Below are 26,495 nucleotides of genomic sequence, written 5' to 3' on the forward strand. Positions count from 1 at the left end.
CGTCACGTCGACGCTCTCCTCGGCCAGCGCCTGTACGACTGGTCAAGGGCGGGATAGTCTGAGTAATCGGCCATGCCATCCGCGACCATGGTCGTAGTTCCCAAGCGCGACGGAGCTGCGCTAGAGCGTGCTGCGACATGGCCCGGGCCGTCGCACGTGTTCCGTGCGAAGGTACCGTCCGGTACGGGGACACAGTGTGCAGCGGCCATATAGCAACAGCGCAATCGCGCCGATGGCGGTGGTCATCATGGGCGTCAGCGGGAGCGGCAAGTCGACCCTCGGGACGGTCCTGGCGCAGGCGCTGGGTGCACCGTTCGTGGAGGGCGACTCGTTCCACGATGCCGCCGCGGTCGCGAAGATGCGCAGCGGGCATCCGCTCGACGACGCGGATCGCTGGCCGTGGCTGGATCGGCTCGGCGCGGCCGTCGGGGCCGCGGTGCGGGCCGAAGGGGTTGCGGTGGTGGCCTGTTCCGCGCTGCGGCGGATCTATCGCGACAGGCTGATCGCCGCGATCGGGCAGCCGACCCGCTTCGTCCTGCTGGATGACACGCCCGCGCAACTGCACCAGCGGATGGCGGCGCGCGCCGGGCATTACATGCCGCCGAGCCTGCTCGACAGCCAGCTCGCCACGCTGGAGCGGCCGGCCGCGGACGAAGCGGCCATGACGCTCGATGCAAGCGCGTCGCCGGAGGCCCTGTGCGCCGCGGCGACGGCATGGCTGACCGCAGAGGCGGCAGGCCTGCGCACCCAGACGGCCGCGGCGCGGAGCAGCTAGCGGTCGGAGCGCAAACCCGATCGCTTCAGGGCATCAGCCGTTTCCGGCCTTCCGCCAGATGCCAGCGCATCGTCAGCGCGGCGCCGTCCGGATCCTGCACGCGGATCGCATCGACGATCATCTCATGTTCGCGCAGCATCGCGCCGATCACTTCGGGCGGACGCGAGCGCGAGATGTCGACACCCGCCCGCATGATCCGGTCGACGTCGGCAAACAAGGCTTCGAACGCCAGCAGGAAGGCGGGGTTCGCGGTGGCCAGCATGATCCGGCGGTGGAATTCCATATCCTCGTCATGCGCGGGCGCGCTCGACAGCAACGCCGTGCGAAGCCGCTGCAGCCCGTCGTCGATATGCGCCATTTCCTCGGCGGATCGTCGCGCCGCAGCCAGTCGGGCGGCCTCCGCCTCGAGCACAAACCGCACTTCATAAGTACCGAGCGTCGCCGACATATGGTCCATCGGCATGAAGGCGATCAACTGGTCGGAGGGTCGGCTCTTGACGAACGACCCCGCACCCCGTCGCGCTTCGGTGATCCCGTCGGACGCGAGCCGCACCAGCGCTTCGCGGACGATCGTCCGCGACATGCCGAACATCTCGGCCAGGCGCGCTTCGGACGGCAGACGATCGCCCACCGACAGGGCGTCGGCATTGATGATCTCGACGATGCCGGCATAGGCCCGGTCGGCCAGACGCCCCTCGCTCATCGTTCGCTCTCCTCCCGCGGCTGCGGTTACGCAGGTCTAGCCGGTCCACCGCATGATCATCAACGACGATGCGAGGGGACGGGCAGGGCCGTCAAGCTGTTGGACAACATTGCGTGAAATTAGCAACAAAGGCCATAAATGCAGCATTGCGACATAGTCAGGGGTTGAATCTGTCCAACCAATTTGCCTAGGATGCTGCAACGAGGACTCGACCACGGGTCCCGCGCAATCGGCCGGAACGGGCTGAACGCCGCGTGCATCGCACCGCGGATCGACAGGGAGAGGTTCTGTGAAGGCAATGCGACACGCGGTCTCGAAGACCCAGGCCGTACCGGGCCAGGCTGCCGGGGGGGCACCGCCACCGTTCGCGCTGCTGACTCCGACCCAGCGCAAGGTGCTGGACGGGGTCTATTCCGGCCGTCTCAACAAGCAGATCGCCTTCGACCTCGGCATCGCCGAAGCCACCGTCAAGGCGCACATGACCGCGCTGATGCGCAAGCTGCAGGTTCGCAATCGTACGCAACTCGCCATCACTGCCCGGTCGTTGGGTTGGAACGGTCGGACGCTGGCGCATTGACGGTCGGCGACGTTGATCGACGAAACGTCGGGATATGAAAGGAATGGCGATGGACTTCGCACGACGCGATGTGCTGCTGGGTTCGGCGGCGCTCTTGCTGGCACCGGGCGGCACGGCCGGGGCGGCGTCTGCCCGGCCGCTGGGCTATGCGATCGTCGGGCTTGGCGGCTACGGCCTCGGCGTGATCATCCCGCAATTCGCCCATTGCACGCATAGCAAGCTCGTGGCGGTGGTGAGCGGGGATCGCTCCAAGGCGGAGCGGGTCGCGGCTGAGCACGGGCTCGGGTCCGGCGCAATCTATTCCTATGCCGATTTCGACCGGATCCGCGACAACCCCGCGATCGACATCGTCTATGTGTGTCTGCCCAATGCGATGCATGCCGAATTCACCATCCGCGCCGCGCGCGCCGGCAAGCACGTGCTGTGCGAGAAGCCGATGGCGGTGTCGGTCGCCGAGTGCGAGGCGATGATCGCGGCCTGTCGGGCCGCGGATCGCAAGCTGATGATCGGCTACCGCTGTCATTTCGAGGCCTATAACCTGGAGGCCATGCGGCTCGCGCGTAGCGGTGCAGCGGGCAAGGTCCGCTACGTCCGCAGCGAGCATGGCTTCATCCAGCGCGATCCCGCCAAATGGCGGTTGCGGCGGGCGATGTCGGGCGGCGGATCGTTGATGGACATGGGGATCTATAGCCTGCAGGCGGCGCGCTACATGACCGGTGAGGAGCCGGTCGCCGTGACGGCACGGGAATCGACCGACCGCAGCGACCCGCGCTTTCGGGAAGTCGAGGATATCCTCGACTGGACGCTCGAATTCCCGTCGGGGGCAATTGCCAGTTGCCAGTCGATGTACAGCGCAAACCAGAACCATGTGCTGCTGATGGGGGATCGCGGACGGATCGAGCTGGAACCCGCGACGCGCTACGACGGCAACCACATGTGGGTCGGCGCGGACGGTCGCGAGACGGCGGTCACGCCGCCACCCGGGCCGCGCTCCACGCAGTTTGCCGGACAGCTCGACCATATGTCGGAATGCGCGGCGACCGGTCGCCAGCCGATCGTCTCCGGCGAAGAGGGGCTCCGCGACATGCGGATCGTCGCGGCGATCTATCGTTCGGCGCGCGAGGGGCGCACGATCCGCCTGTAAGCGCTCGCGCAAGCGCTTTTTTCGTGGCAGCACGTGGCGATGTCCTGCGTTCCGCCAACCGCCGCTTCATCCGCCCGTGCACTCGAGGGGGTCAAGGTTCTCGACCTTTCGCGGGTTCTCGCAGGGCCTTGGGCGACGCAGATGCTGGGCGATCTGGGAGCGGACGTCCTCAAGATCGAACAGCCCGGGCAGGGCGACGATACGCGCCGCTGGGGCGGCCCTGCGCTCGACGATGGATCAGGCGATTCCGCTTATTTCCTGTGCGCCAACCGCAACAAACGGTCGCTCGCGATCGATCTGGCGCGGCCCGAGGGTGCGGCGCTAATCCGTCGGCTGGCGCAGCAGAGCGACATTCTCGTCGAGAACTTCCGCGTGGGCGGGCTGTCGAAATACGGGCTCGATCATGCCGCGCTGTCCGCGCTCAACCCCCGGTTGATCTATTGTTCGATCACCGGCTTCGGCCAGACGGGGCCCCATGCCGACAAGGGCGGGTATGACTTCCTGATCCAGGCGATGGGCGGGTTGATGAGCATCACCGGACTGCCCGATGGCATTCCCGGCGGCGGGCCGATGAAGGTCGGCGTGCCGATCGTCGATCTCTTCACCGGCACCTATGCGACGGTCGCGATCCTCGCCGCGTTGCGCCACCGGGATGCCACGGGTCAGGGCCAGCATATCGACTGCGCGCTGCTCGACGCCCAGCTCAGTATGCTGTCCAACCAGGCGTCGCGCTATCTCAACGGCGGGGCGGTGCCGGGGCGGCTGGGGAACGACCATCCCGATATCGTTCCGTATCGCGACTATGTCTGTTCCGACGGCGGGATCGTCGTGGCGCTCGGCAACGACCGCCAGTTTGGCGATTTCGTACGGGTTCTGGGGCTGACGCCGCTGGCAGCGGAGCCGCGCTTTGCCACCGTCGTGCAGCGCAGCGCCAACCGCGCCGCGCTGCACGCGCTGATCGCGCCCGTCGTGGCGCAGTGGCGCGTCGACGATCTGGTCGCGGCGATGGAAGCGGCCAAGCTGCCCGCCGGCAAGGTCCAGAGCGTGCCAGAGATTTTCGAGGATGCGCATGTCGCGGAACGGGCGACCGTCCAGACGCTGCGGCGCGATGACGGGACGCCGTTGCGCGTCGTCGGCTTTCCCGCGAAACTCTCGGCGACCCCGGCCCGCTACGACCGCGCGCCGCCGCGGGCGGGGGCGGATACGCGCGCAGCCTTGTCCGAGGCGCTTGGGCTGACCCAGGACGATCTCGACCGGCTCGTCGCGGACGGGATCATCCCGGCCTGACCCTCGCCAAAAGTGTCTTCTGCTTGTCACGGAGTTGACGCCGCAGCGACGCACAACGCGCTTAATCGCTCCCTTGTTGCAGTGCGGCAGGGGGGTTCACATGATGTATCGGTCGGTTTCGCGGGGTGCCTTGGCGGTCGGTTTGTTGCTCGGTGCACCGACGCTGGCGGTCGCCGCTACCCCGGAAACCCCGGTTGTGGCCGTCCCCGCCGATCCGGTCGCGGGGACTGATGCCGATCCCGCCGAAACCGGTCAGATCGTTGTCACCGGCCGCCGCAGCACGCGCTCGGTCACGCAACTCGACGGCGTCGAGATGCAGAAGATCCTGCCCGGCATCAATCCGCTGAAGGCGATCCAGACGCTGCCAGGCGTCACCTTCCTGACCGCCGATCCGTGGGGAAACAACGAGCAGAACATCTCGCTGTTCATCCACGGCTTCAACCAGCAGCAGCTCGGCTACACGCTTGACGGCATTCCGCTGGGTGACCAGAACTACGGCAATTACAACGGCTTGTCGCCACAACGTGCGATCATTTCGGAGAATGTCGGCCGCGTCACGCTGGCCAGCGGGGCGGGTGATCTCGGCACCGCGTCGACCAGCAACCTCGGCGGGACGATCGACACTTTCTCGAGCGACCCCAAGCCCGTGCGCGGCGCGACGATCGCGCAGACGGTCGGCAGCTACGATTCCTACCGGACGTTCGTACGGGTCGACAGCGGCGACCTCGGTGGCGGGAACGCCTTCTATGTCTCGGGCGTGCGGCAGGATGCGCGCGCGTGGGACTTCAACGGCAAGCAGGGCGGCTATCAGGCCAACGGCAAGTTCGTCCATGACGGCGGGTCGGTCAAGCTGACCGGCTATTTCGCATATTCGGACAAGACCGAGCCCAATGAGGACGCCACCGTCGTCAACATCTCGAAGGGCGAGACGCCGGGCAGCGTGCCCTATACGCGCCCGTTCCTGTACCCCAACTTCAAGAGTGCGGTCGCCTATCTGACCTCCCCGCAATATACCGCGGCTAAGGACAATTACCGCAATTACTACAGCGATGCGCAGCGGACCGACTATCTCGGCTATTTGGCGATGACCGCCCGGCTGAGCGACGCGGTGACTTATGACGCCAAGCTCTATTATCATCACAATGACGGCGTCGGCGTGGTGGCGGGGCCGATCACCGTGGCGGGCCTGCCGCAGCTTTTCTCGGTCTATTATCCGGGACGGAACCTGGCGAGCGTGTTCGGCGGATCGGGGTTCGCGACGCGGACGACCGAATATCGCATCGATCGCGGCGGGATCGTCCAGACGATGAAGCTGTCGCTCGGCAACCACGACATCGAGTTCGGCGGCTGGTTCGAGCATCAGAGTTCGTCGGCTTTCCGTCGCTGGTATGCGCTCGACGTCAACAATCCCTCGACGCCGTACCAACGTCCGCGCGACACGCTCACGCCGTTGATCACGCAATATTACAGCGAAGTCCGCGTCGACGAACTGCAAAGCCATATCCAGGATGCGTGGCACGTGCTGCCGACGGTGACGGTGCTCGCCGGGTTCAAGTCGACCTATCAGTTCGCGACGCAGCGCGTGAAGGTGCAGCCGCTGCCAGGGTCGTTCGCGGGCTCGATCGCGCTGCCCAACGGCGCGCTGGAGACGACCAAGGTGTTCCTGCCGCAGGTCGGCGCGGTGTGGGACGTGACTCCGGGCGACCAGCTGTTCGCCAATGCGCAGAAGAACATCCGCCAGTTCCAGACCAGCGCGGCGGCGGGGCTGTCGCCGTTCGCGCTCGGCAGCCAGGGCGCGTTCGACCTGTTTTCGGCAACCGTCCAGCCGGAGACGAGCTGGACTTATGAGGGCGGCTTGCGGTCGCACCACCGGCTCGGCGGCATCTTCTCGATCGAGGGGCAGCTGAGCGTCTATCACGTCGATTTCTCGAACCGCCTGCTCGGCATCTCGCCCAACCCGATCGTCAATGCGATCACAAGTGGCGCGGCGATCCTGCAGAATGTCGGCGGCGTGAAGACCAACGGGGTCGACTTCGCCTTCACGCTTCACGCCGGGCCGCGCGTTTCCTTGTACAATGCGCTGTCGTACAACACGTCGAAGTACAAGGCGGACTATGTCAGCGGCACCGCGACCGTGCCGACCCGCGACAAGAACGTGCCGGGGTCGCCCGACTGGCTCAACAAGACCGTGCTTTCGGTCGGGCGCGGGATCTTCGACGCGCAGCTGATCGGCGATTACATCGGGCGGCGGTATGCGACCTATACCAACGACCTGTCGGTCGCGGGCTATTTCACGCTGGCGGGGCAGGTCGGCGCGACGATCCCGCTCGACCAGCGAATGCTGGCGAAGGCGCTCCACGTCAGCGTCAACGTGACCAACATCACCGATCGCAAGGCGGCGTCGTCGCTGAGCATCGGGTCGGCGACCAATACGTACAGCGTGTTCCCGCTCGCACCGCGACAGGTGTTCGGAACGGTGAGCGTGAGCTTCTAAGGGGAGGGTCCGCTAGCCCGCCGTCACCCCGGCGCAGGCCGGGGCCGCCCTGTTGAGAGCGCGACCTGCGGTACGGTACTTCATCGCACGCTATGCCCGGGTACCCGTACGACCCCGGCCTGCGCCGGGGTGACGGAAGGGGGGGGCGGTCCCGCCCTCGCAGCAATGATGAGCCGTAAGGGTAGCCTCAGCGCCCCTTGAACAACCCGCCGAGCACTCCGCGGACCAGCCCCCCGACGATCCCGCCCGCCGCGCTGCGCGACGATCCGAACACCGCCTTCGACACTTCGTTGGCGACCTGCCGCCCGATCGCCGACGATGCCGACCGCGCGGCGGAGGTGGCGACCCGGTTCCACGGCGAATTCGCCGCCGCGCGCGCCGCCGCCGCTTCCTGTTGTGCCCGCAGCTTCGCTTGACGGTCGGCTTCGCGCTGCTCGGCGACGCGCTGCTTCTCGGCGACGCGCGCGGCGACTGCATCGGCCTTGGCCTGCGCGGCGGCGGCCTTGTCCGCGGTCGATCTCGCGGCCGCTTCGGCGGCGGCGGCGGCGGCTTCCTGCGCCTTGCCCGACAGGATCTCCTCGGCGGAGACGCGGTCGACCAGCGTGTCGTATTTCGTCCCGATCGGATCGGTCTGGATCAGCACCCCGCGCTCGACCTGCGTGACCGGGCCAACCCGCGACCCCGGCGGCGCGATCAGCGTGCGCTCGACCGGGGAGGGGGAACCATCGGGGAGCAACAGCGACACCAGCGCCTCGCCGACCTTGAGCTCGGTGATCGCGGTCTCGACATCGACCCCGGGGTTGGCACGGAACGTCGTCGCCGCCGCGCGCACCGCCGCCTGGTCGCGCGGGGTGAAGGCGCGCAGCGCATGTTGCACGCGGTTGCCGAGCTGCCCGGCGACCGTATCGGGAATGTCGATCGGGTTCTGCGTGATGAAATAGATGCCGACGCCCTTCGAGCGGATCAGCCGCACGACCTGCTCGATCTTCTCGAGCAACGCCTTGGGGGCGGCGTCGAACAACAGATGCGCCTCGTCGAAGAAGAAGCACAGCACCGGCTTGTCGGGGTCGCCCACCTCGGGGAGATGTTCGAACAGCTCGCTCATCAGCCACAATAGGAAGGTGGCGTACAGCTTGGGGCTTGCCATCAGCTTGTCCGCCGCGAGGACGTTGACGATCCCGCGGCCCTTGTCGTCGAGCCCGATGAAATCGTCCATGTCGAGCGCGGGCTCGCCGAAGAAATGCTCACCCCCCTGCGAACGCAGCTGGAGCAATGCGCGCTGGATCGTCCCGACCGACTGTTTGGAAATGTTGCCATAGGTGGTCGACAGTTCGTCCGCGCGCCCCGCGCAATCGACCAGCATCGCCTGCAGGTCGTCGAGGTCGAGCAGCAGGAGTCCTTCCTTGTCGGCGACGTGGAAGGCGATCGTCAGCACGCCCTCCTGCACTTCGTTGAGGTCCATCAGCCGTGACAGCAGCAACGGCCCCATCTCGCTGACGGTGGTGCGGATAGGATGGCCCTCTTCACCGAGCAGGTCCCAGAATTGCACCGGCGTGTCGACATAGATCCAGGCGCCGTCGCCGATCTCTGCGGCGCGCGCGGCGAAGGCGGCGTGGGTCTTGGCGGTGGGAGAGCCCGCCATCGCGAGGCCGGACAAGTCGCCCTTCACGTCCGCGACGAAGCAGGGAACGCCCGCCTTCGACAAGCCCTCGATCAGACCCTGGACCGTCACGGTCTTGCCGGTACCGGTCGCGCCTGCGATCAGGCCGTGGCGGTTGGCGCGCTTGAGGTCGAGGCGTTGCGGGCTCGCGCCATTCAGGCCGGCACCGATGAAGATGCCGCCGGGGGCAGGGGTGGCGGCGCTGTTGGTTTCGGTCATGGAACTTCCCGCATAGGCTGCGGCGCAATCAGCCCGAAATGACTGACCCGTCCCGTTCGCGCTGAGCGAAGTCGAAGCGCCTGCGTAACGCGAGGGCTTCGACTTCGCTCAGCCTGAACGGACGGGCGGGACAACGCGGGACGTCTTGCGCCAGGCCCGCGATCCTATCGCCGGAAGCCATGATTGCGGAAGCAAAAAACAGACCCCCGCTCCGATATCGGAGCGGGGGCTGGCAGGACTTACTTTTTCAGCTTGATGCCGATGAAGAAGGCAGGCTGACGCCCGCGCACGACATACAGCGCGACCAGCGACCGGCCGGACGCCTTTGCCTGGCCGACGACGGCGGCGAGGGCGGCCGGGGTCGTGGTCGGCGTGCCGTTGGCGGAGATGATCACGTCGCCGCGCTTGAGACCCTTGGAGGCCGCATCGCTCGCCGGATCGACCACGCCGATGACGACACCCTGCACCGACGAATCGATGCTGAAGGTCCGCGCGATCGGCGGGGTCAGCGTCTGGACCGTCACGCCGAGCGCGTTCGGGACCGTCTTGCCGACCGACGGCGTATCGTCGTCGTCGCTCATGTCGTCGTTGTTGGCACCGCTCGCCTGTGCCTGGAGCGCTTCCTCCGACGGCCGCGTGCCGATCACCGTTGCGATCGTCATCGGGCGACCCTGGCGCACGATGTCGATCGGCACGCGCGTGCCCGGCGTGATGTTGGCAACGAGATAGCTGAGCGACTGGTCGGGGTTCACCTGCTGGCCGTTGACGCGGAGCACCACGTCGCCGACCTTCAACCCGGCCTTCTCGGCAGGCTGGCCCGGCTCGATCTGGCGGAGCAGCTCACCCTGGTTCTTCTGCAGGCCGAACGAATTAGCGAGATCGTCGTCGATCGGCTGCGGGCCGACGCCGAGATAGCCGCGCGCGATCGTCGTGCCCTTCATCAGCTTTTCGATGACCGGCTTGGCGTCGTCTGCGGGGATGGCGAAGCCGATCCCGATGTTGCCACCCGACTGCCCCGCGAAGATCTGCGAGTTGATGCCGATGACGTTGCCCGAAAGGTCGAACATCGGGCCGCCCGAATTGCCCTGGTTGATCGCCGCGTCGGTCTGGATGAAGCGGTCATACGCGCCGCCACCAGTCACGCGGTGCAGCGACGAGACGATCCCCGCGGTGACGGTGCCGCCGAGGCCGAACGGGTTGCCGATCGCGACGACCCAGTCGCCGACGCGCGCCGCGTTCGAATTACCGAACTTGACGAACGGCAGCGCCTTCGCGTCGATCTTGAGCAAGGCGAGATCCGAGGTCGGATCGCGGCCGATCAGCTTGGCGACATATTCCTTGCGGTCGGTGAGCGTCACCGTGATCGAATCGACGGTCGCACCCTTGGCGCCCGCCGCGACGACGTGGTTGTTGGTCACGACATAGCCGTCGGGCGAAATGATGAAGCCCGAGCCGAGCGACGTCGCCTGACGCGTGACGGGGGCTGCGCCACCGCCCTGGCTCTGGTTGAACAGGCCTTCGAACGGCGTCCCGGCAAACGGGTTGGGCTGCTGGGCCTGGGTGATGTGCTGGCTGGTCGAAATGTTGACGACGGCGGGCTGGAGCTTGGCGACCAGGTCGGCGAAGCTCATCGGCGCACCGGCCTTGGGGGCCGTCGCGGCCATTGCGGCGGGTTCGTTCTGCGCGGTCTGCGCGCCGCTCATCGTGGGGAGTGCGATGGCGGTAGCGGTGCCGCTCAGCAACAGGGCGGCGGTGATGGCGTAGGCGTAGCGCACTAGTGATCTTCCTCTCGTCTACCGTGAACGGCAACGCGTGTAGTCATACGAGGCGTTGCTGAACGGCGTTTGAATATGAACCGTTCATCAGGCGTATTGGATGCAATCCATCACTTCTTGCCTTCGAATTGTCGCAGATAGGCATTGTCGCCCGAAAGAACCATCGAGGTCTCGCCCTTTGCCTCGGGTCCGAACGTCGTCCGGTACGACTGCATCGCGCGATAGAAATCGTAGAACTCGGGATCCTTGTTGAACGCCTCGGCGTAAATCTGCGCGGCCTTGGCGTCGGCCTGCGCGCTGATGATCTGCGCGTCCTGCTGCCCCTTCGCCTGGATCGTCAGGCGCTCCTGCTGGCGCGCGGTCTTCATGCGATCGAACGCGCTCTGCAGCGGCGTGCCCGCCGGCAGGTCGGTGCGCTTGATCCGCACGTCGATGATCTGGACGCCATATTGGCTGGCGAGCTTTTGCAAGCCCGCCCGGATGTTGTCCATCACCTGGCCGCGTTCGGGGCTGAGCAGCGAAGCCGACGGCCGCTTGCCCAGCTCGTTGCGCAGCGCCGAGCTCAACAGCGGCTGGAGCTGATCGATCACGCGCTGTTCGGTCACCGAGGTGCTGCCGGTCGACGTCACCGCCTGGAGCGGATCGACGATGCGAAAACGCGCATAGGCATCGACTTCGAGCCGAAGCTGGTCGGTCGAAAGCACCGGCTGCTTGTCGAGCTCGACGTCGAGGACGCGCTTGTCGACCCAGATCAGCCGGTCGACGAACGGGATCCGCGCGGCGAGGCCCGCGCCGGTGCTGCCGAACACTTCGTTCGGCTTCCACCGGTTGATCGTGCGGTACGGCTGTTCGAACCGCAGGATCACGGCCTGGCTCGTCTCGGGCACGATGGTCAGCGAACTGGCCAGCAGGATCAGGCCCACCATGGCGGCCGCGCCGAGCGTTACGGGGTTACGGGCGAGATTCACTGGGCTGCTCCCGGAGCGGGCGTTGTTTGCGGGGCGAGGGCGGCAGGCGCGATCGCTTCGGGAAGTTTCTTGCCGTGCGACAGGGGCAGATACGGCACGACCCCCGGCGCTTCGACGACGGTCTTGTCGCTGCGCGCCAGCACCTGCTCCATGGTCTCGTAATAAAGACGACGGCGGGTCACTTCGGGGGCGAGGCGATACTGCGCGTAAAGCACGTCGAACGAGGTCGCATCCGCCTGCGCGCGAGCGAGCGTCTGCTGCGCATAGCCACGGGCCCTGTTGATGTTGCCCTGTGCTTCCTGCTGGGCAGCCGACACCGCCTTGAAATCATCGATCACCTGGGCCGGCGGCGAGGCATTCTTGATCGCGACGCCCTGGATGCGAATGCCCGAATTGTAGCGGTCGAGAATGGACTGCATCAGCTGCTCGGCCCGGACTTCCATCGCGTCGCGGCCTCCCCCGAGCGCTTGCTCGAGCGTCACGGTCGCGACGACCGCGCGCATCGCGCTTTCGGCGGTCGCCCGCAGCGTCGACTTCTGGTCCTTGATCTGGAACGCGAAGTCCTGCGGGTTGCTGATGATCCAGCGCACCGAATAATCGAGATCGACGACGTTCTGGTCGCGCGTCAGCATCAGGTTCGCGCCCGACCCTTCCTCGGGGAAGGTGTCGGTGCTGATCTGGCTGACGTCCACCTTGGCAACGGATGACAACGGCGCCGGGAGCGTCAGGCGGATGCCCGGCTCGAGCGTACCGGCGTACCGGCCGAGGAACGTGACGACGCCGCGCTGCTGCGGCCCGATCGAATGGATCGCGGTGAACGCCAGCCACAGCGCCACGATGATGCCGACGCCGATGACCCACAATTGCGCGGGCGAGGGAGTGCCGGGAATGCGCGGACGCCCCCCGAAGCCGCCGCCACCGCCGCCGCCACCCGAAGTACGCGCGCGCTTCAGGAATTCGTCAAGTGCACTCGGCCCGGGCTGTTTGCCGCGCGGCGTGCCGCTGGGCGGTTGCGCCCAGGGATTGCGCGGGCCACCCCCGCCGGGCGTGGCGCCCTTGCCGTCGTCGTCGGAACCGCCTGAACCGCCCCAAGGGCCCTTGTTGTCGGCGGTAAGGATGGAGAGGCGGCGGAACCAGCCCGAAAGGATCGTCATGAAGCCTTTATAGGGCGCACTCCTTACGAAAAACAGTGGCAAGCGCACCACAGGCGCCTATCTGCACCCGGATGACCGATCCAGTTTCCCTAGACGCCATGCTAGCCCCCGTCGCGGGTACGCGTGCCACCGGCCGTATCGAGGGGGATCGCGCCAGTATCGTGGTCGACGTCACCGGCCTCGACGAGGCCGAGCGCGATTCGCTTGATGCCGCGGTCCGCGCCTTTGCGGGCGGGTTGCCGGGCGTCGCCACCGTGCGGGTCGCGCTGACCAGTCAGCGCAACCAGCGTCTTTCGATCGCCGTGGCAAGCGGCAAGGGCGGAGTCGGCAAGTCGACGGTGTCGGCGAACCTCGCCATCGGGCTCGCGACGCGCGGGCGGCGGGTCGGGCTGGTCGATGCCGATATCTACGGCCCGTCGCAACCCAAGCTCATGGGGGTCGAGGATGCCAAGCCGACCGCGCGTAACAAAGTGTTGCAGCCGGTCGAGACGCCGTTCGGCGTGCCGCTGTTGTCGATGGGAATGCTCGTCGCGGCCGATCAGGCGATCGCGTGGCGCGGGCCGATGGCGGCGGGCGCGTTGCAGCAGATGCTCGATGCGAACTGGGGCGACGCCGACACGCTGGTGCTCGACCTTCCGCCGGGGACGGGCGACGTCCAGCTGACGATGATCCAGAAATATCGGCCGCAGGGTGCGGTGATCGTCTCCACCCCGCAGGACCTGGCGTTGATCGACGCCAAGCGCGCGATCGACCTGTTCGTCAAGGCGGGGGTGCCGATCATCGGACTGGTCGAAAACATGGCGGGATATGTCTGTCCGTCGTGCGGGGAAGTGTCCGATCCGTTCGGCAGCGGCGGCGCCGAAGCCGCGGCGGCGACCCTGGGCATCCCGTTCCTCGGTCGCATTCCGCTCGACATGGCGGTGCGGATCTCGTCCGATGCCGGGCGGCCGTCGCTCGCTGGCGACGGACCCGAAGCGGGCGCGTTCGGCGCGGTGGCGGACAAGGTTGCCGCCTGGATCGGAGCGCAAGGCTGATGCTGACGCAGGATGCCGAAATCGCGACGCTGCTGCGCGAGACGCGGACGATCGCGTTGGTCGGTGCGTCGGACCGGGCGGACCGGCCGTCGCACCGGGTGATGCGGAGCCTGCAAGCGCATGGCTACCGCGTCATCCCGGTCAATCCGCAGCTGGCGGGGACAGAAATCAACGGCATGCCCGTCGTGGCCGCGCTGGCCGATATCGCGGGAGCGATCGATCTGGTCGATGTGTTCCGCAATTCGGCGGCGGCGGGACCGGTGGTCGATGCGGCGATCGCGGTCGGCGCGAAGGCCGTGTGGCTGCAACTCGGGGTGATCAATCCCGAAGCGGCGGCGCGCGCGGAAGCGGCGGGCCTGCAGGTGGTGATGGACCGCTGCCCGGCGATCGACATTCCGCGGTTGCGGATCGCACCGGTCGCCTGAAATTCGCCATGATCGCATAGCAGCTTGCGTTCCATGCTGTTGCTGATCCTCGCCGCGCAGGTCGCGACATCCGCCCCGGTCGCGCCCTTGTCGGCGCCGTCGTCCGCGCCGTCGAAGCCCGCGTGGTCGATCCTCGAGCCGGTCGGGACCGAACCGTGCAAGCCGCATGACGGCGCCACGGCCAAGCCCGACGATATCATCGTCTGCGGCAACCCGCTGCCGTCGCAGGCGCTGCCCTATCCGAACGAGGTGGTGCTCGATCGCCCGAAACCGTCCAACCCGTACATGACCGGGGCGGGGGCGCTGGCGGTGGAGGACAGCGCGCCCTGCGCAACGATGCAGCACGGCTGTGGCGGCGGTGTCCAGTTCTTCACCGGCGGGACACAGGTCGTACGGCTGGTACAGAAGCTCGTGTCGCCGGGCAGCTGTTGCGAGGACCCGGGCGAGGCGACCGATCCGATGCGGCTCGGCAAGGATATTGCGCACGGGATCGGTGGTGTGTTTCGCAAGAAGCCGGACAAGTCGGGCCGCGTGCCGATTGCGCTCGAGGATGAGCCGCGGCCGTCGGTGATATTGCCTTGAGCCCCTCCCCTTCAGGGGAGGGGTTTGGGGTGGGGCAGTGCCTCGCAGAGAGCGAAGGTCTGCTGGACTCCCCCACCCCAACCCCTCCCCTGAAGGGGAGGGGCTTTAGAAGAACTCACCCCAGGATATGCATCCACAGCGGCTGTCCGACGAGGCTTTGCGACCCGCGCAACCGCTCGAGTGCCTGAGCGACCGCGCGCTCCGGGCCTTCGTGCGTCACGATTGCCACCAGCACCGAGCCGTCCGCCATTGCGCCCCGCTGCATCAGGCTTTCGATCGAAACGCCGGCGTCGCGCATCGCCGCCGCGATCTCCGCCAGCACGCCGACGCGGTCGGCGACGGTGAAGCGGACATAGGCACGGCCACGGCGATCGCCGGTGTCCGATGATGCCTGCGGCGTGAGCGCGTCGGCCGGCATGGCAAAGGCCGGGCCGAATTCACCGCGGGCGATATCGATCAGGTCCGCCACGACCGCACTCGCGGTCGGCCCGTCACCGGCACCCGCCCCCTGGAACAGCAGTCGTCCGACGAAATTGCCCTCGGCGACCACGGCATTGGTCGCGCCGGTCACATGCGCCAGCGGATGGCTGATGGGCACGAGATGCGGGTGAACGCGCTGGAACAGCCCCGCTTCCCCCGATTCGGCGACGCCGAGCAGGCGGACGCGATAGCCCAGCGCCGCGGCCTCGGCGATGTCGGCGGCGAGCACGTGGCGGATGCCGCTGGCCGCGACATCGGCAAAGGCCGGGCGGGTGCCGAAGGCGAGGCTGGCGAGCAGCGACAGTTTATGCGCGGCATCGACCCCGTCGATGTCGAAGCTCGGGTCCGCCTCCGCGAAACCGAGCGCCTGCGCTTCGGCAAGGACTTCGGCGAAGTCGCGGCCTTCGGCTTCCATCTTGGACAGGATGAAATTGCACGTGCCATTCAGGATGCCATAGACCCGCTCGATCTCATTGGCGGCCGCTCCCTCGCGCAGTCCCTTGATGACCGGAACCCCACCGGCGACGGCCGCCTCGAACTTGAGCGCCACGCCAGCCTGTTCCGCCGCGCGGGCGAGTTCCAGACCGTGATGCGCCAGCATCGCCTTGTTCGCGGTGACGAAGCTCTTGCCCGCGCCGAGCGTCGCACGGGCTAGCGTCAGGGCAGGCCCGTCGGCGCCGCCGACCAGCTCGACGACCACGTCCGCGCCAGAATGCGCGAGCGCGGTGGTGTCATCGACCCACTGGAACCGTGCGATATCGACCCCGCGGTCCTTCGACCGGTCGCGTGCGGACACAGCGACGATCTCGATCGGCCGTCCGGCGCGGCGCGCGATCAACGCACCGTTGGTGTCGAGCAGTCGGATCACACCTGCGCCAACCGTGCCGAGCCCGGCGAGCGCAATGCGAAGTGGTTCGGTCATCGTCCAGGTCCCCCGTCACCCCGGCGTCGTGCCGGGGTCCACCGCGCAGCGCGTCCGCTGATGACGAAGCGCGCTGTCCGCGGCATCGCGCTAGCGGAGGAGGGGACCCCGGAACAAGTGCGTGAGCGCGGTCACGGGCGCTATTTCTTGATGAGACCGATTTCGACGAGCCGCTCGTGCAGATAATCGTGCGCGGTGATCGGCGTCGGGTATCGATCGGGGTTTTCCGCCGTGATCGTCGCCGGCAGCGTCTCGATCAGGAAATCGGGGGCGGGATGCAGGAAGAACGGCATCGAGTAGCGCGAATGCCCGCGCCGCTCCGCCGGCGGATTGACGACGCGGTGCGTGGTCGACGGCAGCAGGTGGTTGGTGAGCCGCTGGAGCATGTCGCCGACGTTGACGACCATCGCACCCTCGGGCGGCTTGATCGCAAGCCAGTTGCCGTCCTTGTCGAGCAGCTCGAGCCCGGCTTCCTCTGCCCCCAGCAGCAAGGTGATCAGGTTGATGTCTTCATGCGCCCCGGCCCGGACCCCCGGTGCGTCGGCGGGGATCGGCGGATAGTGCAGCAGGCGCAGCACCGAATTGCCGTCCCGCACGGCCGTGTCGAACCAGTCGGGCGCCAGCCCGAGATGGCGCGCGATCGCCGACAGCAGCCGGTCGCCGGCGGTGTCGAACGCGGCGAAGAGGTCGATGAAGGTCTCGCGGAATCCGGCGGGCTGATCCGGCCAGACGTTCGGGCTCATCTGGGCCTCGAAACGGTGCCCCTTCGCCAGTTCGCGACCGACATGCCAGAATTCCTTGAGGTCGACGTGGCTCGCGCCCTTGGCGATCTCGGTCTTGAACGGGGTGTAGCCGCGCGCGCCACCGCCGCCGGGGGCGAAATAGGCGCGCTTGGTTTCCTCGGGCAGGGCAAAGAATGCCTCGGTCATCGCCCAGGCACGCGCGATCAGATCGGCGGGAACGCCGTGATCGGCGACGACCGCAAAGCCGAACCGTTCGAACGAACCACCGAGCGCGGCGGCAAAGGCGGCAGGATCCTTGGCTTCATCGGCAAGCGAGAGCGCGGGAACCTGCGCGGCGGGGGAATCAGACATGGGCACCGTCCATCACACGAGAGTTGCCGCGCTCTATCGCGAAATGCCGCTCCGGAACAATCGTGGTCATCCGGCCGGCTTCGCGCCGGTCTGGCGCCGCCATGCCCGTTCGGGAATGGCGGCGCGCACGATCGCTGCGCTCAGTGCGTCAGCTCGGCCGGAACCGTGCCACCCGACTGGGCGAGCTTTGCCATCACCTGCTTCTGCAGCCAGACGTTCATCGTCGCGCTGTCATTGGTGTCGCCAGTGAAGCCCAGCTCCTTGGCGAGTTCCAGCCGGTTGGCATGGCTCGAGTCGAGATCGAGCACCTTCATCAGGTCGACGATCGACGTGCGCCAGTTGAGGTCCTGGCCCTTTGCTGCGGCCTTTTGCGTCAGGATGGCTTCGACGTCGACCGGTGCGGCCGGGGCTGCCGGTGCCTGGGGCGGTGCTGCCGGCGTGGGATTGCCCGGATCGGACGGCGTGTTCATTTGCGGCATCGACGGCGACGACGGTGCCGCCTCGACCGGAGCGGCCTTGTGACCCCAGATGGCGTCCTTGATCTTGCTGAAGATACTCATCGTCCTGCTCCTCCATTGGTGCTGCAGGCGGAATGCCTTGGATGGGTGTCCGTTCCGCGAAAATCGGTTGCCGCTACGGCGGAACGGCGTTTTGCAGGGGTGACCTGCGCGTGCGGCTGGGGCATGGCTTGGGCGATGTCCGATCGTGTACTTCCTGTCGAACGGGTCGAGGGCCCGCCGATCCGTCTGGTCGAGTTCGTACCGCTGGTCGCCGCGCTCATGGCACTGGGCGCGCTGGGGATCGATTCGATGCTCCCAGCCCTGCCGGACATTGCCCGCCGCCTCGGGGTCGATGCGATCCTCGATGGGCCATTGATCCTGACCGTGTTCGTCGTCGGCCTTGGCGTGGGGCAGCTCATCCACGGGCCGCTCACCGATCGTTTCGGGCGACGTCCGGTGCTGATCGCGGGCCTCGTATGCTATGCGCTCGGAAACTTGCTGGCGGGCGTCGCGAGCAGCTTCGTGTTGCTGCTGATCGTCCGATTCATCACCGGCCTCGCGATCGCGTCGAGCCGCGTCGTCACGATCGCCCTGATCCGCGACTGTTTTTCCGGCCGCGCCATGGCGCAGGTAACCAGCCTGGCGTTCATGGTGTTCATGGCGGTGCCGATCGTCGCCCCGAGTTTCGGACAGGCGGTCCTGTTGATCGGATCGTGGCGACTGATTTTCGAGGTGATCGCGGGCGCGGCGCTGGCGTGCCTGATCTGGTTCGCCGCGCGCATGCCGGAAACCCTGCCGGTCGACCGGCATGTGCCGCTGTCCATCCTGACGCTGGCCCGGGGCTGGCGCCAGACCCTGTCGGATCGCTTCTCGCTCGGCTATACCGCCGCCGCGATGATCGCGCAGGGGGCGATCTTCGGCTATCTCAGTTCGATCCAGCCGATCATGGAGCATGTCTTCCACCGGCCCGCGCTGCTGGGCGGAGTGTTCGCGGCATCGGCCGGGACGATGGCGGTGGCGAACCTGCTCAACTCGCGGATCGTGATGCGGATCGGGATGCGGCGCATCTCGCAGACCGCACTGGTGGTGATGATCCTGTCGTCCGGCGCCGGCCTGCTGGTCGGGCGGGCGGGCGATGAATCGCTGCTGCTGTTCGTGGTGTTGCAGGCGATCACCATGGCGTGCTTCGGCCTCGCCACCTCCAACATGTCGGCGATGGCGATGGAGAACATGGGGGCGATCGCGGGCACGGCGTCGAGCGTCCAGGGCTTCTTCGGCATCACGTTCGGCGGCCTGATCGGTTGGGCGATCGGACGGAGCTTCGACGGGACGACGGTCCCGCTGCACGCCGGCTTCTTCATCGCAGGGGTGATCGGGCTGATGCTCGCGGCAATCGTGGAACGCGGACGGCTGTTTCGGCCGACCTGACCGATTTGCTCGTCCGATGCGGAACCGATCCAATTCTGCTAGGTTCGCTTCCGTAACCGCCACCTGCATCGGGCCGGGGCGAACGGGAGACGCGACATGAGCATTGGTGGCCATCAGGTGCCCGGCGAAGGCCCGGGCGACGACGGTTTCGACGAAGAGGGCTATGACGAAAGCCAGCGCGCCGAAATCCTCGAAGTCACGCGCGACGGCCCGACCGACGGCACGATCCTGACGGATCTCAACCCCGACATCGTTTCCGAAAACGACGACGACGACGAGAACGAGGACGACCTCTCGATGGAGGACGACGATCTCGCCGGGGAAGACGATGACGCGGACGAGGATGAAGACGACCTCGACGAGGACGACGTTCAGGACGAGCTGGACGACGGCAGTGTCGACGACGACGACGCGCTCAAGGATCGCGACGACGCCGCATTGCGTCCGTGATGGTCCGCGGTGGATCGGCCGTGCCGGTCCGCCGCAGGCATGGTCCGCCAGGATCCCGCACAGGTCGCGCGCGGAACGGGTTTACCGGTTCGTCGTTATGCCAACCCGCCGATCTCCAACCCCTAGCGTGCGAGCCATGCCATGTCGTCCAGACTGCTGATCTCCGTCTCTATCCTCGTCCTGTCGGGATGTGCACGCAGCGAACCGGTCGATAACAGCACCGTCAACATCAACGCCGCCGCGATCGCCGCGCAGGGGACGGTGGACGCCTATGGCGACAATATGTTCGAGGCGGAAGACAAGGGTTCGGCAGCGAATGCCACAGTGTCCGACACGGATCCTTCAGCAGCGGAGCCGGGGAACACCATGCTCGAACCGCTCGATCCGCCCGCGCCCGGGACGGCCGGCGGCCTGCCGAACGACCGCACGCCCCAGTCGGAAGCCCGTTTCACGCCCGATAGCGCGCAAGGCGCCGCAAACGTGCTGCAAACCTATTATGCGCTCCTGAGCGCGCGCCGGTTTGCCGATGCCCGCGCGCTGTGGCAGCCGAGCGCGCCGGGTGCCGGTCGCGATGTCGCGGAATTTACCAAGACGTTCGACCGGTTCAGTGAATATCACGCAAACATCGGGGCGCCGGGTCGGATCGATGCCGGCGCGGGCCAGCGCGACGTGACGGTTCCGGTGCAGGTCTATGGGCGGCTGAGCGCCGACTGCTCACCGTCCTACGCGATCGGAAGCGCGGTGTTGCACCGTGTCGCTGCGGTGGACGGAGCCAGCAAGGACCAGCGTGCGTGGCGAATCGCCAGCATCACGCTTCAGCCGGTGACGCGCCCAGTGACGAATGCCGTGCCGCATTGACGCGCGGGTCCGAGCCGTCGTTCATTCATTCTGCAGCGCGTTGGCAAGCGTCGCCAAATCCTGCGGCGAGACGGCGCTGCCGGTGGCGTCGGTGATGCTGGCGACGGGCTTGGCTTGGCCGGCGTGATGAGCGGGGGCGAAGCCAACCGTGTCCACCGCGGTCCACAGGATGCCCGCCGCCCAGAACAGCGCGGACCAGCGGCTGACGAAGATTTTGCGGAACGGCACGGACCGACGATGTCACCGCCGGGTTAAGCATCTGCGCCGCTACACGGTTAACGGCGCGTTATCCGCAGGATTTACCGGTCTGCTCGGCTTGTTTCGCCGCCTGTTCGATATGTTTCGCCGAACGCTTGGCGGCGTTGGGCGTAAAGGACTCGGCCATGCCGTCTGGACCGTCCAGCAGGACTTCGCCCTCTTCGGCTACGGCCTCGATCGGTTTGTCGTGCGGATTCTTGGCCAAGGTCGCGTCTCCCTCTGGACAAAACGCGGTGCCCACGGCCATGTTCCGCGCGAGGGGTTCCATAACCGGCATGTATATTGATCTGTTTCTGAAGACGCATCGCACGCCCGTGCTGGATGCGGACGAGGTCGCGGCGCTCGATGCGAGCGTCGCTCGCTGCACGACGTTCTCGGCACGACAGATCTTCATCCGCCAGCACATGCCGCTGACTCAGTGCACGCTTCTCCTCGAAGGCTTTGTCGAACGGTTCAAGGACACGCCCGAAGGCCGCCGGCAAATCCTCGCGATTCATGTCCCGGGCGATTTCGTCGACCTGCACAGTTACCCGCTCAAGCGGCTCGAGCATTCGGTGGCCGCGCTGACCGATATCCGCGTCGCGCTGTTCCCGCATCCCGCGATCCACGCCTTGACCGAAAAGTCGGCGACCATCACCGAGCTGTTGTGGAAATCGACGATGATCGATGCGGCGATCAACCGGGAATGGATCGTCTCGGTGGGCGCGCGTGGCGCCGCGATCCGCTTGGCGCATTTGTTCTGCGAGATGTTCGTGCGGCTGGAACGGGCGGGCATGGCCTCGGGCGACAGTTTCGCGCTGCCGCTGACCCAGGTGGATCTCGCCGACGCGACCGGACTGACCGCCGTCCACGCCAATCGCATGCTGCGGCAATTGCGCGAGGACGGGCTGGTCACCTTCCGCCAGGGAGTCGCCACGATCCTCGACTGGCCAAAGCTGCGGGCCTTTGCCGAGTTCGATCCGACCTACCTGTTCCTCGACTGACCCGGCACGGCGCGCGCCGCCTCAGCGCGGCAGGTAATGGGCCTGCGCCGCGTCGGTCGCATTCACCGCCAGGATCGAGCGCGCCTCGCTTTGCGGCAGCGGGCGTCCCTGGCGGTCGGCGGCGGCGCCGATCACGCGATCGAGCAATTCCTGCCCTTCCTGCCACCAGCCGATCCCGCTTGCGGCATTGAGATGCCCCTGCGCGCCGGCATCGACGAAATGGCTTCCCCATCCGACTGCGAGGCTGTGGGCGCGGTCGATCGTGATCCACGGGTCGTCGCGGCTCGCAACGACGATCGAGGGGAAGGGCAGCGGTGCCGCCGGCGTCGGCCCGAACGTCGCAAGTTCCGCGCGCACATCGGCGCGGTCGACATCGGCCGGCGCCACCAGCAGGGCGCCCGCGACCGGCCAGCCATAGGGCTGGCGGGTCATTTCCGCCCACCAAGCGACCGCAAGGCAGCCGAGACTATGGGCCGCAAGGACCACCGGAGCCTTGGCGTCGCGGATCGCCTGGTCGAGCTTCGTCACCCAGGCGTTGCGATGCGGCGTGTGCCACATGCCAAGCTCCACCCTGACGGTGTCGGGACGTGCCGACTCCCATAGCGTCTGCCAGTGCGACGGACCCGAGCCGCCGAGGCCAGGGACGGTAAGGATGGTCGGTTGCACGGGTTCGTAACTCGAGAAGCTACCCATCGATGCTCTCCCACTTGGAATGGAGACGTGACCGCCCGTGCTCTAGGGGGACGCCGTGCGGCCACGCCTCCCGGTTCCCAAAGCTATTCCTATTAAACTAGTAGGCAATAGTGCTGCGGCGAAAGGAAGGACGGATGCGCCGGTCCGAAAAGCCGCTCTCGGCGCCCCGCGCATTTGCGTCGACTGGCCGTCGGAGCGCCCGCGCGGGGGCGCGCGACTCGCCGCGCTTGGGCTGGCGCGCGAAGCTTGTTAGGGGGGAGCTATGCGCAGTCCTGTCTTCCAGCCGTATTCCCATGCCCAAAACCAGGGCTGACCAATTGCTGGTCGATCGCGGGCTGGTCGAGAGCCGGACGCGCGCGCAGGCGCTGATCATGGCGGGGCTGGTCTTCGCCGGCGATCGCAAGGTCGAAAAGCCGGGGCAGGCGGTGGCCGACGACGTCCTGCTCGACGTGCGCGGGCGCGACCACCCCTGGGTTTCGCGCGGCGGGATCAAGCTGGCGCACGGGCTCGATGCGACCGGTTGGGATGTCACGGGCACGGTGGCGATCGACGTGGGCTCGTCGACCGGCGGGTTTACCGACGTCTTGCTCCAGCGCGGCGCCACGCGGGTCTATGCAGTGGACAGCGGCACCAACCAGCTCGCCTGGAAGATCCGCCAGGACCCCCGCGTGGTGGTCCATGAACAGACCAGTGCGCGCATCCTGACGCCGGCGCATATCCCGGAGCCGATCGACCTGATCGTCTGCGACGCCAGCTTCATCGGCCTGGCCAAAGTGCTCGAAGTGCCGCTGCGGTTCGGCCGGGCGGGCGCACGGCTGCTGGCCTTGATCAAGCCGCAGTTCGAGGCGGGGCGGGGCGAGGTCGGGAAGGGCGGCGTCGTCCGCGATGCCGCCGTGCATGCCAGGGTCTGCGACGAGGTTGCGGCCTGGCTGGTCGGGCAGGGGTGGCGCATCGTGACGCTGGTCGAAAGTCCGATCACCGGTCCCGAAGGCAATGTCGAGTTCCTGATCGGGGCAGTTCAGGATGCAACCCCGGCTGACGCGCAAAATTAGCGCGCCACCCTTTGCGCGGCATCTTCTATAGCGGCGCGGGGATCCGATAACGCGAGGCAAGGGAATGCGCGACATGGCGACCAACGGAACGGGCAGTATCGCCTCGCGCGGGCAATTGCGGGCCGGCTTCCTGCGCTGGCTCGGCGTGACCGTGCCCCTGATGCTGTTGCTCGGCTTCGGGGTCGCGCAGTTCGTCCCCGCCGGAAAGGACAATGTCTGGTACAGCGCGCTGACCAAGCCAGCGCTGAACCCGCCGGATTGGGCTTTTCCGGTTGCCTGGTCACTGCTGTACGTGCTGCTCGGGGTCGTCCTGGCGATGGTCCTCAACGCCCGCGGCGCGCGGTTGCGCACCCCCGCGCTGATCGTGTTCTTCCTGCAGCTTGCCGTGAACCTGTCCTGGTCCCCGTTGTTTTTCGGGCTGCATCAGGTCGTCGTCGCGCTGGTCGTGATCGGACTGATGGTCGGGTTGACGATGCTCATGTCGATCCTGTTCTCGCAGGTGCGCGGGCTGGCAGCCGTGCTATTGCTGCCCTATCTTGCCTGGCTGCTGTTCGCCGCGTATCTCAACTACGAGATTCTGGCGCTCAACCCGGGGGTGGAAAGCCTTGCGCCCGGTGCGAAGACCACCCAAATCAGCCCCAGATAAGTTCGATTGGATTCCCGCGCATGCAAGCCGACAACAAGATCTTCGATGATTTCGCCAAGCTCATCAACGGCGCTGCCGGGACCCTTGCGGGGGTCGGACGCGAAGCCGAGGCCGGCGCGCGTGCGCGGGCCCGCGAGTGGATCGGCGGCCTCGATTTCGTCTCGCGCGACGAGTTCGAAGTGGTGAAGGCAATGGCCGTCGCCGCACGCGAGGAAGCCGATGCGCTGCGTGCGCGGATCGATGCGATGGAAGGCAAGGCATCCGCGTCGTCCGCCAGCAGCAGCAGCAGCAGCTTTACCTCGCCCCCCGAAACCGGAGTCTGACCTCATTTTATCCACAGCTAATTCGACGCGTCTTGTCACCTGCCGCTTGTGTCGTCGCGCCGAAGCGGCCACGCTTTGTTGCGTAACGCGGACGGGAGGCTCCGAATGATGTTGGATGAAGCCGATTTCGACCGCGAGGACGCCGCGCCGATCGACATGCTCGAGAGCTATTTCGCGGCGCATGGCTGGGATTACGAGCGGCAGGACGACGAGGTCATCGCCAAGGTCAAGGGCAGCTGGGCGCAATATGAATTGCGCGCGCTGTGGCGGGACGAGGATGGCGTCATTCAGTTTCTCGCCTTCCCGGACATCAAGGTCGCCGACGACAAGCGCGCCGCGATGTACGAGGCGATCGGGCTGATCAACGAGCAGCTCTGGGTCGGGCATTTCGAATTATGGTCGTCCAGCGGGATCCTGCTGTATCGGCACGCCGCGATGATCGACGGCGACGGTGGGACGTTGTCGCTCGGGTCGGCCGAACTGATGGTCGAAAGCGCGATCGACGAGTGCGAGCGTTTCTATCCGGTGTTCCAGTTCATCCTGTGGGGCGGCAAGACTCCCAAGGAAGCGCTGGCCGCCGCCATGACCGAAACCCAGGGCGAAGCCTGAGACCGTGTTTGCAGCATGGCCAGGCCGTGTCTGGATGGTCGGATGCGGTAATATGGGTGGCGCGATGCTGCGCCGCTGGATCGCCAGTGGCGTGCTTGACGCCGCGGCGGTCGACGTCGTCAATCGCACCGACCGCGACCTGCCGGACGGCGTCCGGCAAGCACGCGATCTTCCGTTGGGGCCGTTGCCCGATCTGATCGTGCTGGCGATGAAGCCGCAGCAGATCGACGAGATCGCCGCACGCTTTGCCGGGCGGCTGGCCGGGGTGCCGGTGCTCGTGTCGATCCTTGCCGGGGTCGAGGAAGATGCACTGGCAGCACGCTTTGGCGCGGCTGCGATCGTTCGGGCGATGCCCAATCTTCCGGTCGGGATCGGCAAGGGCGTGGTCGCGCTCGACAGCGCCAGCGCGGATGCCGCCGCGCGCGCCACGATCGAAGGTCTGATGGCACCGCTCGGTCTGGTCGAGTGGGTCGCGCCGGCGCAGTTCGACGCGGTGACGGCGCTGGCCGGGAGCGGGCCGGCCTTCCTCTACCGCTTCATCGATTCGCTTGCGGGCGCAGGGGTGGCGCAGGGGTTGGCGCCCGATCAGGCGCAGCGCCTCGCGCTGGCGACGGTCGAAGGGGCGGGGTTGCTCGCGGCGGCGGCGGACGTCGCGCCCGGTGTCCTGGCGGATCAGGTAGCAAGTCCGGGCGGATCGACGCGCAAGGGCCTCGACGTGCTCGATGCGGGCGGCGCGCTGGATGCGTTGCTGCGGGAGACTATTGCGGCGGCGACGGGACGAAATGCCGAGATGGCGGCCGCTGCGCGCGGGTAAGGCGCGGGATCGCGTGCCTTGAGGGAGACTGTCGATCCGGAGCGTAGCAATCCTGCCATCCCCCGATCGCGCGTTACTCTTGCGGCCCGGAAAGCCGCGCCAGATCCGCCTCGCCGATCATTCCCTCGAGCACCGACCAGAAACCGCTGACCGCATTCTGCCCGGCCCGCGCATAAGCGCGCGACCAATGCTGGCGGACCATTTCGAACAGCTCCTGTTCGAGTGCGATCCCCGCCGTCGAGAGTCGCAGCAGGCGCTGGCGCCGGTCCCGCTCGCCGACCCGCGTCTCCACCAGATCGCGGTCGACCAGCTCGTTCAGCACCCGCCCGAGCGACTGCTTGGTGATGCCAAGCAGGCTCAGCAGCGCGCTGACCGTCAGATCCGGATGACGGGCGATGAAGTACATGGCGCGATGGTGCGCGCGACCAAGCCCCATCTCGCTCAGTCGACTTTCGGTCGAGCGCGCGAGTGTGCTCTGGGCGAAGTACAGCAATTCCATGCCGCGACGAATTTCGGGTTCGCGGAGAAAGAGCGGTGAAGCAGAGGCGATTGCGGTTGCCATTGTTGACCGCGTTTGACGCGTCCCGT

General features: G+C 67.0%; 29 protein-coding genes. 17 read left to right on the forward strand and 12 right to left on the reverse strand.

Going from position 1 to position 26,495, the window contains the following annotated elements; all coding sequences use genetic code 11:
- Positions 1-232: 232 nt before the first annotated feature.
- On the forward strand, positions 233-775 hold the full coding sequence (locus tag L8K25_RS15835; protein ID WP_242140176.1) for a gluconokinase: 543 nt from the start codon (positions 233-235) through the stop codon (positions 773-775).
- 25 nt (positions 776-800) lie between these two features.
- Here the strand turns inward: L8K25_RS15835 and L8K25_RS15840 are convergent, their stop codons facing one another.
- Complete coding sequence (locus L8K25_RS15840) at positions 801-1,478, reverse strand: FCD domain-containing protein (protein WP_242139953.1); 678 nt, start codon at positions 1,476-1,478, stop codon at positions 801-803.
- A gap of 298 nt (positions 1,479-1,776) precedes the next feature.
- Here L8K25_RS15840 and L8K25_RS15845 point away from each other — a divergent pair, with 298 nt between their 5' ends.
- The 4 genes from L8K25_RS15845 (at position 1,777) to L8K25_RS15860 (ending at position 6,980) form a co-directional block, all read left to right on the forward strand.
- Positions 1,777-2,055, forward strand: a complete 279-nt coding sequence (locus L8K25_RS15845) for a LuxR C-terminal-related transcriptional regulator (RefSeq protein WP_242140177.1) — start codon at positions 1,777-1,779, stop codon at positions 2,053-2,055.
- Between the two features lie 49 nt (positions 2,056-2,104).
- The gene (locus L8K25_RS15850; protein ID WP_242139954.1) at positions 2,105-3,199 is read left to right on the forward strand and encodes a Gfo/Idh/MocA family oxidoreductase; all 1,095 of its coding nucleotides are present in this window, start codon (positions 2,105-2,107) and stop codon (positions 3,197-3,199) included.
- A 39-nt stretch (positions 3,200-3,238) separates the two neighbouring features.
- Positions 3,239-4,486 (forward strand): CoA transferase, encoded by a 1,248-nt coding sequence (locus L8K25_RS15855; RefSeq protein WP_242139955.1) that lies wholly within the window; start codon positions 3,239-3,241, stop codon positions 4,484-4,486.
- A 100-nt stretch (positions 4,487-4,586) separates the two neighbouring features.
- The gene (locus L8K25_RS15860) at positions 4,587-6,980 is read left to right on the forward strand and encodes a TonB-dependent receptor (protein WP_242139956.1); all 2,394 of its coding nucleotides are present in this window, start codon (positions 4,587-4,589) and stop codon (positions 6,978-6,980) included.
- A 187-nt stretch (positions 6,981-7,167) separates the two neighbouring features.
- Here the strand turns inward: L8K25_RS15860 and L8K25_RS15865 are convergent, their stop codons facing one another.
- From L8K25_RS15865 to L8K25_RS15880, 4 genes are all read right to left on the reverse strand, one after another.
- Entirely contained in the window at positions 7,168-8,859 is a 1,692-nt protein-coding gene (locus tag L8K25_RS15865; protein WP_242139957.1) for a helicase HerA-like domain-containing protein, read from the reverse strand.
- 239 nt (positions 8,860-9,098) lie between these two features.
- A complete protein-coding gene (locus L8K25_RS15870) occupies positions 9,099-10,634 on the reverse strand; it encodes a Do family serine endopeptidase (RefSeq protein WP_242139958.1) in 1,536 nt (511 codons plus the stop codon).
- A gap of 110 nt (positions 10,635-10,744) precedes the next feature.
- On the reverse strand, positions 10,745-11,560 hold the full coding sequence (locus L8K25_RS15875) for a protease modulator HflC (RefSeq protein WP_242140178.1): 816 nt from the start codon (positions 11,558-11,560) through the stop codon (positions 10,745-10,747).
- Positions 11,561-11,598: 38 nt separating this feature from the next.
- A complete protein-coding gene (locus tag L8K25_RS15880; protein WP_242139959.1) occupies positions 11,599-12,756 on the reverse strand; it encodes a protease modulator HflK in 1,158 nt (385 codons plus the stop codon).
- Between the two features lie 98 nt (positions 12,757-12,854).
- On the opposite strand from L8K25_RS15880, the gene L8K25_RS15885 reads away from it, so the two are divergent.
- From L8K25_RS15885 to L8K25_RS15895, 3 genes are read left to right on the forward strand one after another with little or no spacing between them, the layout of a single operon-like run.
- Positions 12,855-13,790, forward strand: a complete 936-nt coding sequence (locus tag L8K25_RS15885) for an Mrp/NBP35 family ATP-binding protein (protein WP_242139960.1) — start codon at positions 12,855-12,857, stop codon at positions 13,788-13,790.
- The gene (locus L8K25_RS15890) at positions 13,787-14,215 is read left to right on the forward strand and encodes a CoA-binding protein (RefSeq protein WP_242140179.1); all 429 of its coding nucleotides are present in this window, start codon (positions 13,787-13,789) and stop codon (positions 14,213-14,215) included. The genes L8K25_RS15885 and L8K25_RS15890 overlap by 4 nt, the downstream gene beginning before the upstream one ends.
- Before the next feature lie 33 nt (positions 14,216-14,248).
- Positions 14,249-14,797 (forward strand): hypothetical protein, encoded by a 549-nt coding sequence (locus L8K25_RS15895; protein WP_242139961.1) that lies wholly within the window; start codon positions 14,249-14,251, stop codon positions 14,795-14,797.
- 115 nt (positions 14,798-14,912) lie between these two features.
- Here L8K25_RS15895 and L8K25_RS15900 read toward each other — a convergent pair whose 3' ends face one another.
- The 3 genes from L8K25_RS15900 to L8K25_RS15910 all read right to left on the reverse strand — a co-directional run bounded on the left by L8K25_RS15900 (position 14,913) and on the right by L8K25_RS15910 (position 17,853).
- Complete coding sequence (locus L8K25_RS15900; RefSeq protein ID WP_242139962.1) at positions 14,913-16,199, reverse strand: homoserine dehydrogenase; 1,287 nt, start codon at positions 16,197-16,199, stop codon at positions 14,913-14,915.
- Between the two features lie 140 nt (positions 16,200-16,339).
- Positions 16,340-17,293, reverse strand: a complete 954-nt coding sequence (locus tag L8K25_RS15905) for a 2-oxoglutarate and iron-dependent oxygenase domain-containing protein (RefSeq protein ID WP_242139963.1) — start codon at positions 17,291-17,293, stop codon at positions 16,340-16,342.
- A gap of 140 nt (positions 17,294-17,433) precedes the next feature.
- Positions 17,434-17,853 carry a DUF3597 domain-containing protein gene (locus L8K25_RS15910; protein WP_242139964.1) on the reverse strand — a complete coding sequence of 140 codons (420 nt, stop codon included), beginning with the start codon at positions 17,851-17,853 and terminating at the stop codon, positions 17,434-17,436.
- Between the two features lie 135 nt (positions 17,854-17,988).
- Here L8K25_RS15910 and L8K25_RS15915 point away from each other — a divergent pair, with 135 nt between their 5' ends.
- The 3 genes from L8K25_RS15915 to L8K25_RS15925 all read left to right on the forward strand — a co-directional run bounded on the left by L8K25_RS15915 (position 17,989) and on the right by L8K25_RS15925 (position 20,529).
- Positions 17,989-19,221: a multidrug effflux MFS transporter gene (locus L8K25_RS15915; protein ID WP_242139965.1), complete on the forward strand. Its 1,233-nt coding sequence runs from the start codon at positions 17,989-17,991 to the stop codon at positions 19,219-19,221.
- Between the two features lie 96 nt (positions 19,222-19,317).
- The gene (locus tag L8K25_RS15920; protein ID WP_242139966.1) at positions 19,318-19,671 is read left to right on the forward strand and encodes a DNA primase; all 354 of its coding nucleotides are present in this window, start codon (positions 19,318-19,320) and stop codon (positions 19,669-19,671) included.
- Between the two features lie 141 nt (positions 19,672-19,812).
- Positions 19,813-20,529: a hypothetical protein gene (locus L8K25_RS15925; RefSeq protein ID WP_242139967.1), complete on the forward strand. Its 717-nt coding sequence runs from the start codon at positions 19,813-19,815 to the stop codon at positions 20,527-20,529.
- 21 nt (positions 20,530-20,550) lie between these two features.
- Here the strand turns inward: L8K25_RS15925 and L8K25_RS15930 are convergent, their stop codons facing one another.
- Both L8K25_RS15930 and L8K25_RS15935 read right to left on the reverse strand, forming a co-directional pair.
- Positions 20,551-20,757, reverse strand: a complete 207-nt coding sequence (locus tag L8K25_RS15930) for a hypothetical protein (RefSeq protein ID WP_242139968.1) — start codon at positions 20,755-20,757, stop codon at positions 20,551-20,553.
- Positions 20,758-20,815: 58 nt separating this feature from the next.
- On the reverse strand, positions 20,816-20,992 hold the full coding sequence (locus tag L8K25_RS15935; protein WP_242139969.1) for a hypothetical protein: 177 nt from the start codon (positions 20,990-20,992) through the stop codon (positions 20,816-20,818).
- A gap of 70 nt (positions 20,993-21,062) precedes the next feature.
- Between L8K25_RS15935 and L8K25_RS15940 the strand changes: the two genes are divergently transcribed.
- On the forward strand, positions 21,063-21,770 hold the full coding sequence (locus L8K25_RS15940; protein WP_242139970.1) for a Crp/Fnr family transcriptional regulator: 708 nt from the start codon (positions 21,063-21,065) through the stop codon (positions 21,768-21,770).
- Between the two features lie 21 nt (positions 21,771-21,791).
- Here the strand turns inward: L8K25_RS15940 and L8K25_RS15945 are convergent, their stop codons facing one another.
- Complete coding sequence (locus L8K25_RS15945; RefSeq protein WP_242139971.1) at positions 21,792-22,463, reverse strand: alpha/beta hydrolase; 672 nt, start codon at positions 22,461-22,463, stop codon at positions 21,792-21,794.
- A gap of 293 nt (positions 22,464-22,756) precedes the next feature.
- Between L8K25_RS15945 and L8K25_RS15950 the strand changes: the two genes are divergently transcribed.
- The 5 genes from L8K25_RS15950 (at position 22,757) to proC (ending at position 25,907) form a co-directional block, all read left to right on the forward strand.
- Positions 22,757-23,515: a TlyA family RNA methyltransferase gene (locus L8K25_RS15950; protein WP_242139972.1), complete on the forward strand. Its 759-nt coding sequence runs from the start codon at positions 22,757-22,759 to the stop codon at positions 23,513-23,515.
- 64 nt (positions 23,516-23,579) lie between these two features.
- Complete coding sequence (locus L8K25_RS15955; protein ID WP_242139973.1) at positions 23,580-24,161, forward strand: TspO/MBR family protein; 582 nt, start codon at positions 23,580-23,582, stop codon at positions 24,159-24,161.
- Between the two features lie 20 nt (positions 24,162-24,181).
- Positions 24,182-24,484, forward strand: a complete 303-nt coding sequence (locus L8K25_RS15960) for an accessory factor UbiK family protein (protein ID WP_242139974.1) — start codon at positions 24,182-24,184, stop codon at positions 24,482-24,484.
- 108 nt (positions 24,485-24,592) lie between these two features.
- The gene (locus L8K25_RS15965) at positions 24,593-25,093 is read left to right on the forward strand and encodes a YbjN domain-containing protein (protein WP_242140180.1); all 501 of its coding nucleotides are present in this window, start codon (positions 24,593-24,595) and stop codon (positions 25,091-25,093) included.
- Positions 25,094-25,127: 34 nt separating this feature from the next.
- Positions 25,128-25,907: a pyrroline-5-carboxylate reductase gene (gene proC / locus L8K25_RS15970; protein WP_277923686.1), complete on the forward strand. Its 780-nt coding sequence runs from the start codon at positions 25,128-25,130 to the stop codon at positions 25,905-25,907.
- A gap of 73 nt (positions 25,908-25,980) precedes the next feature.
- Here the strand turns inward: proC and L8K25_RS15975 are convergent, their stop codons facing one another.
- Positions 25,981-26,469, reverse strand: coding sequence for a MarR family transcriptional regulator (locus L8K25_RS15975; RefSeq protein WP_242139976.1), 489 nt, complete (start codon positions 26,467-26,469; stop codon positions 25,981-25,983).
- Between the last annotated feature and the right edge of the window lie 26 nt (positions 26,470-26,495).

The sequence above is a fragment of the Sphingomonas sp. TREG-RG-20F-R18-01 genome (genome assembly GCF_022662475.1).
Lineage (GTDB): Bacteria > Pseudomonadota > Alphaproteobacteria > Sphingomonadales > Sphingomonadaceae > Sphingomonas.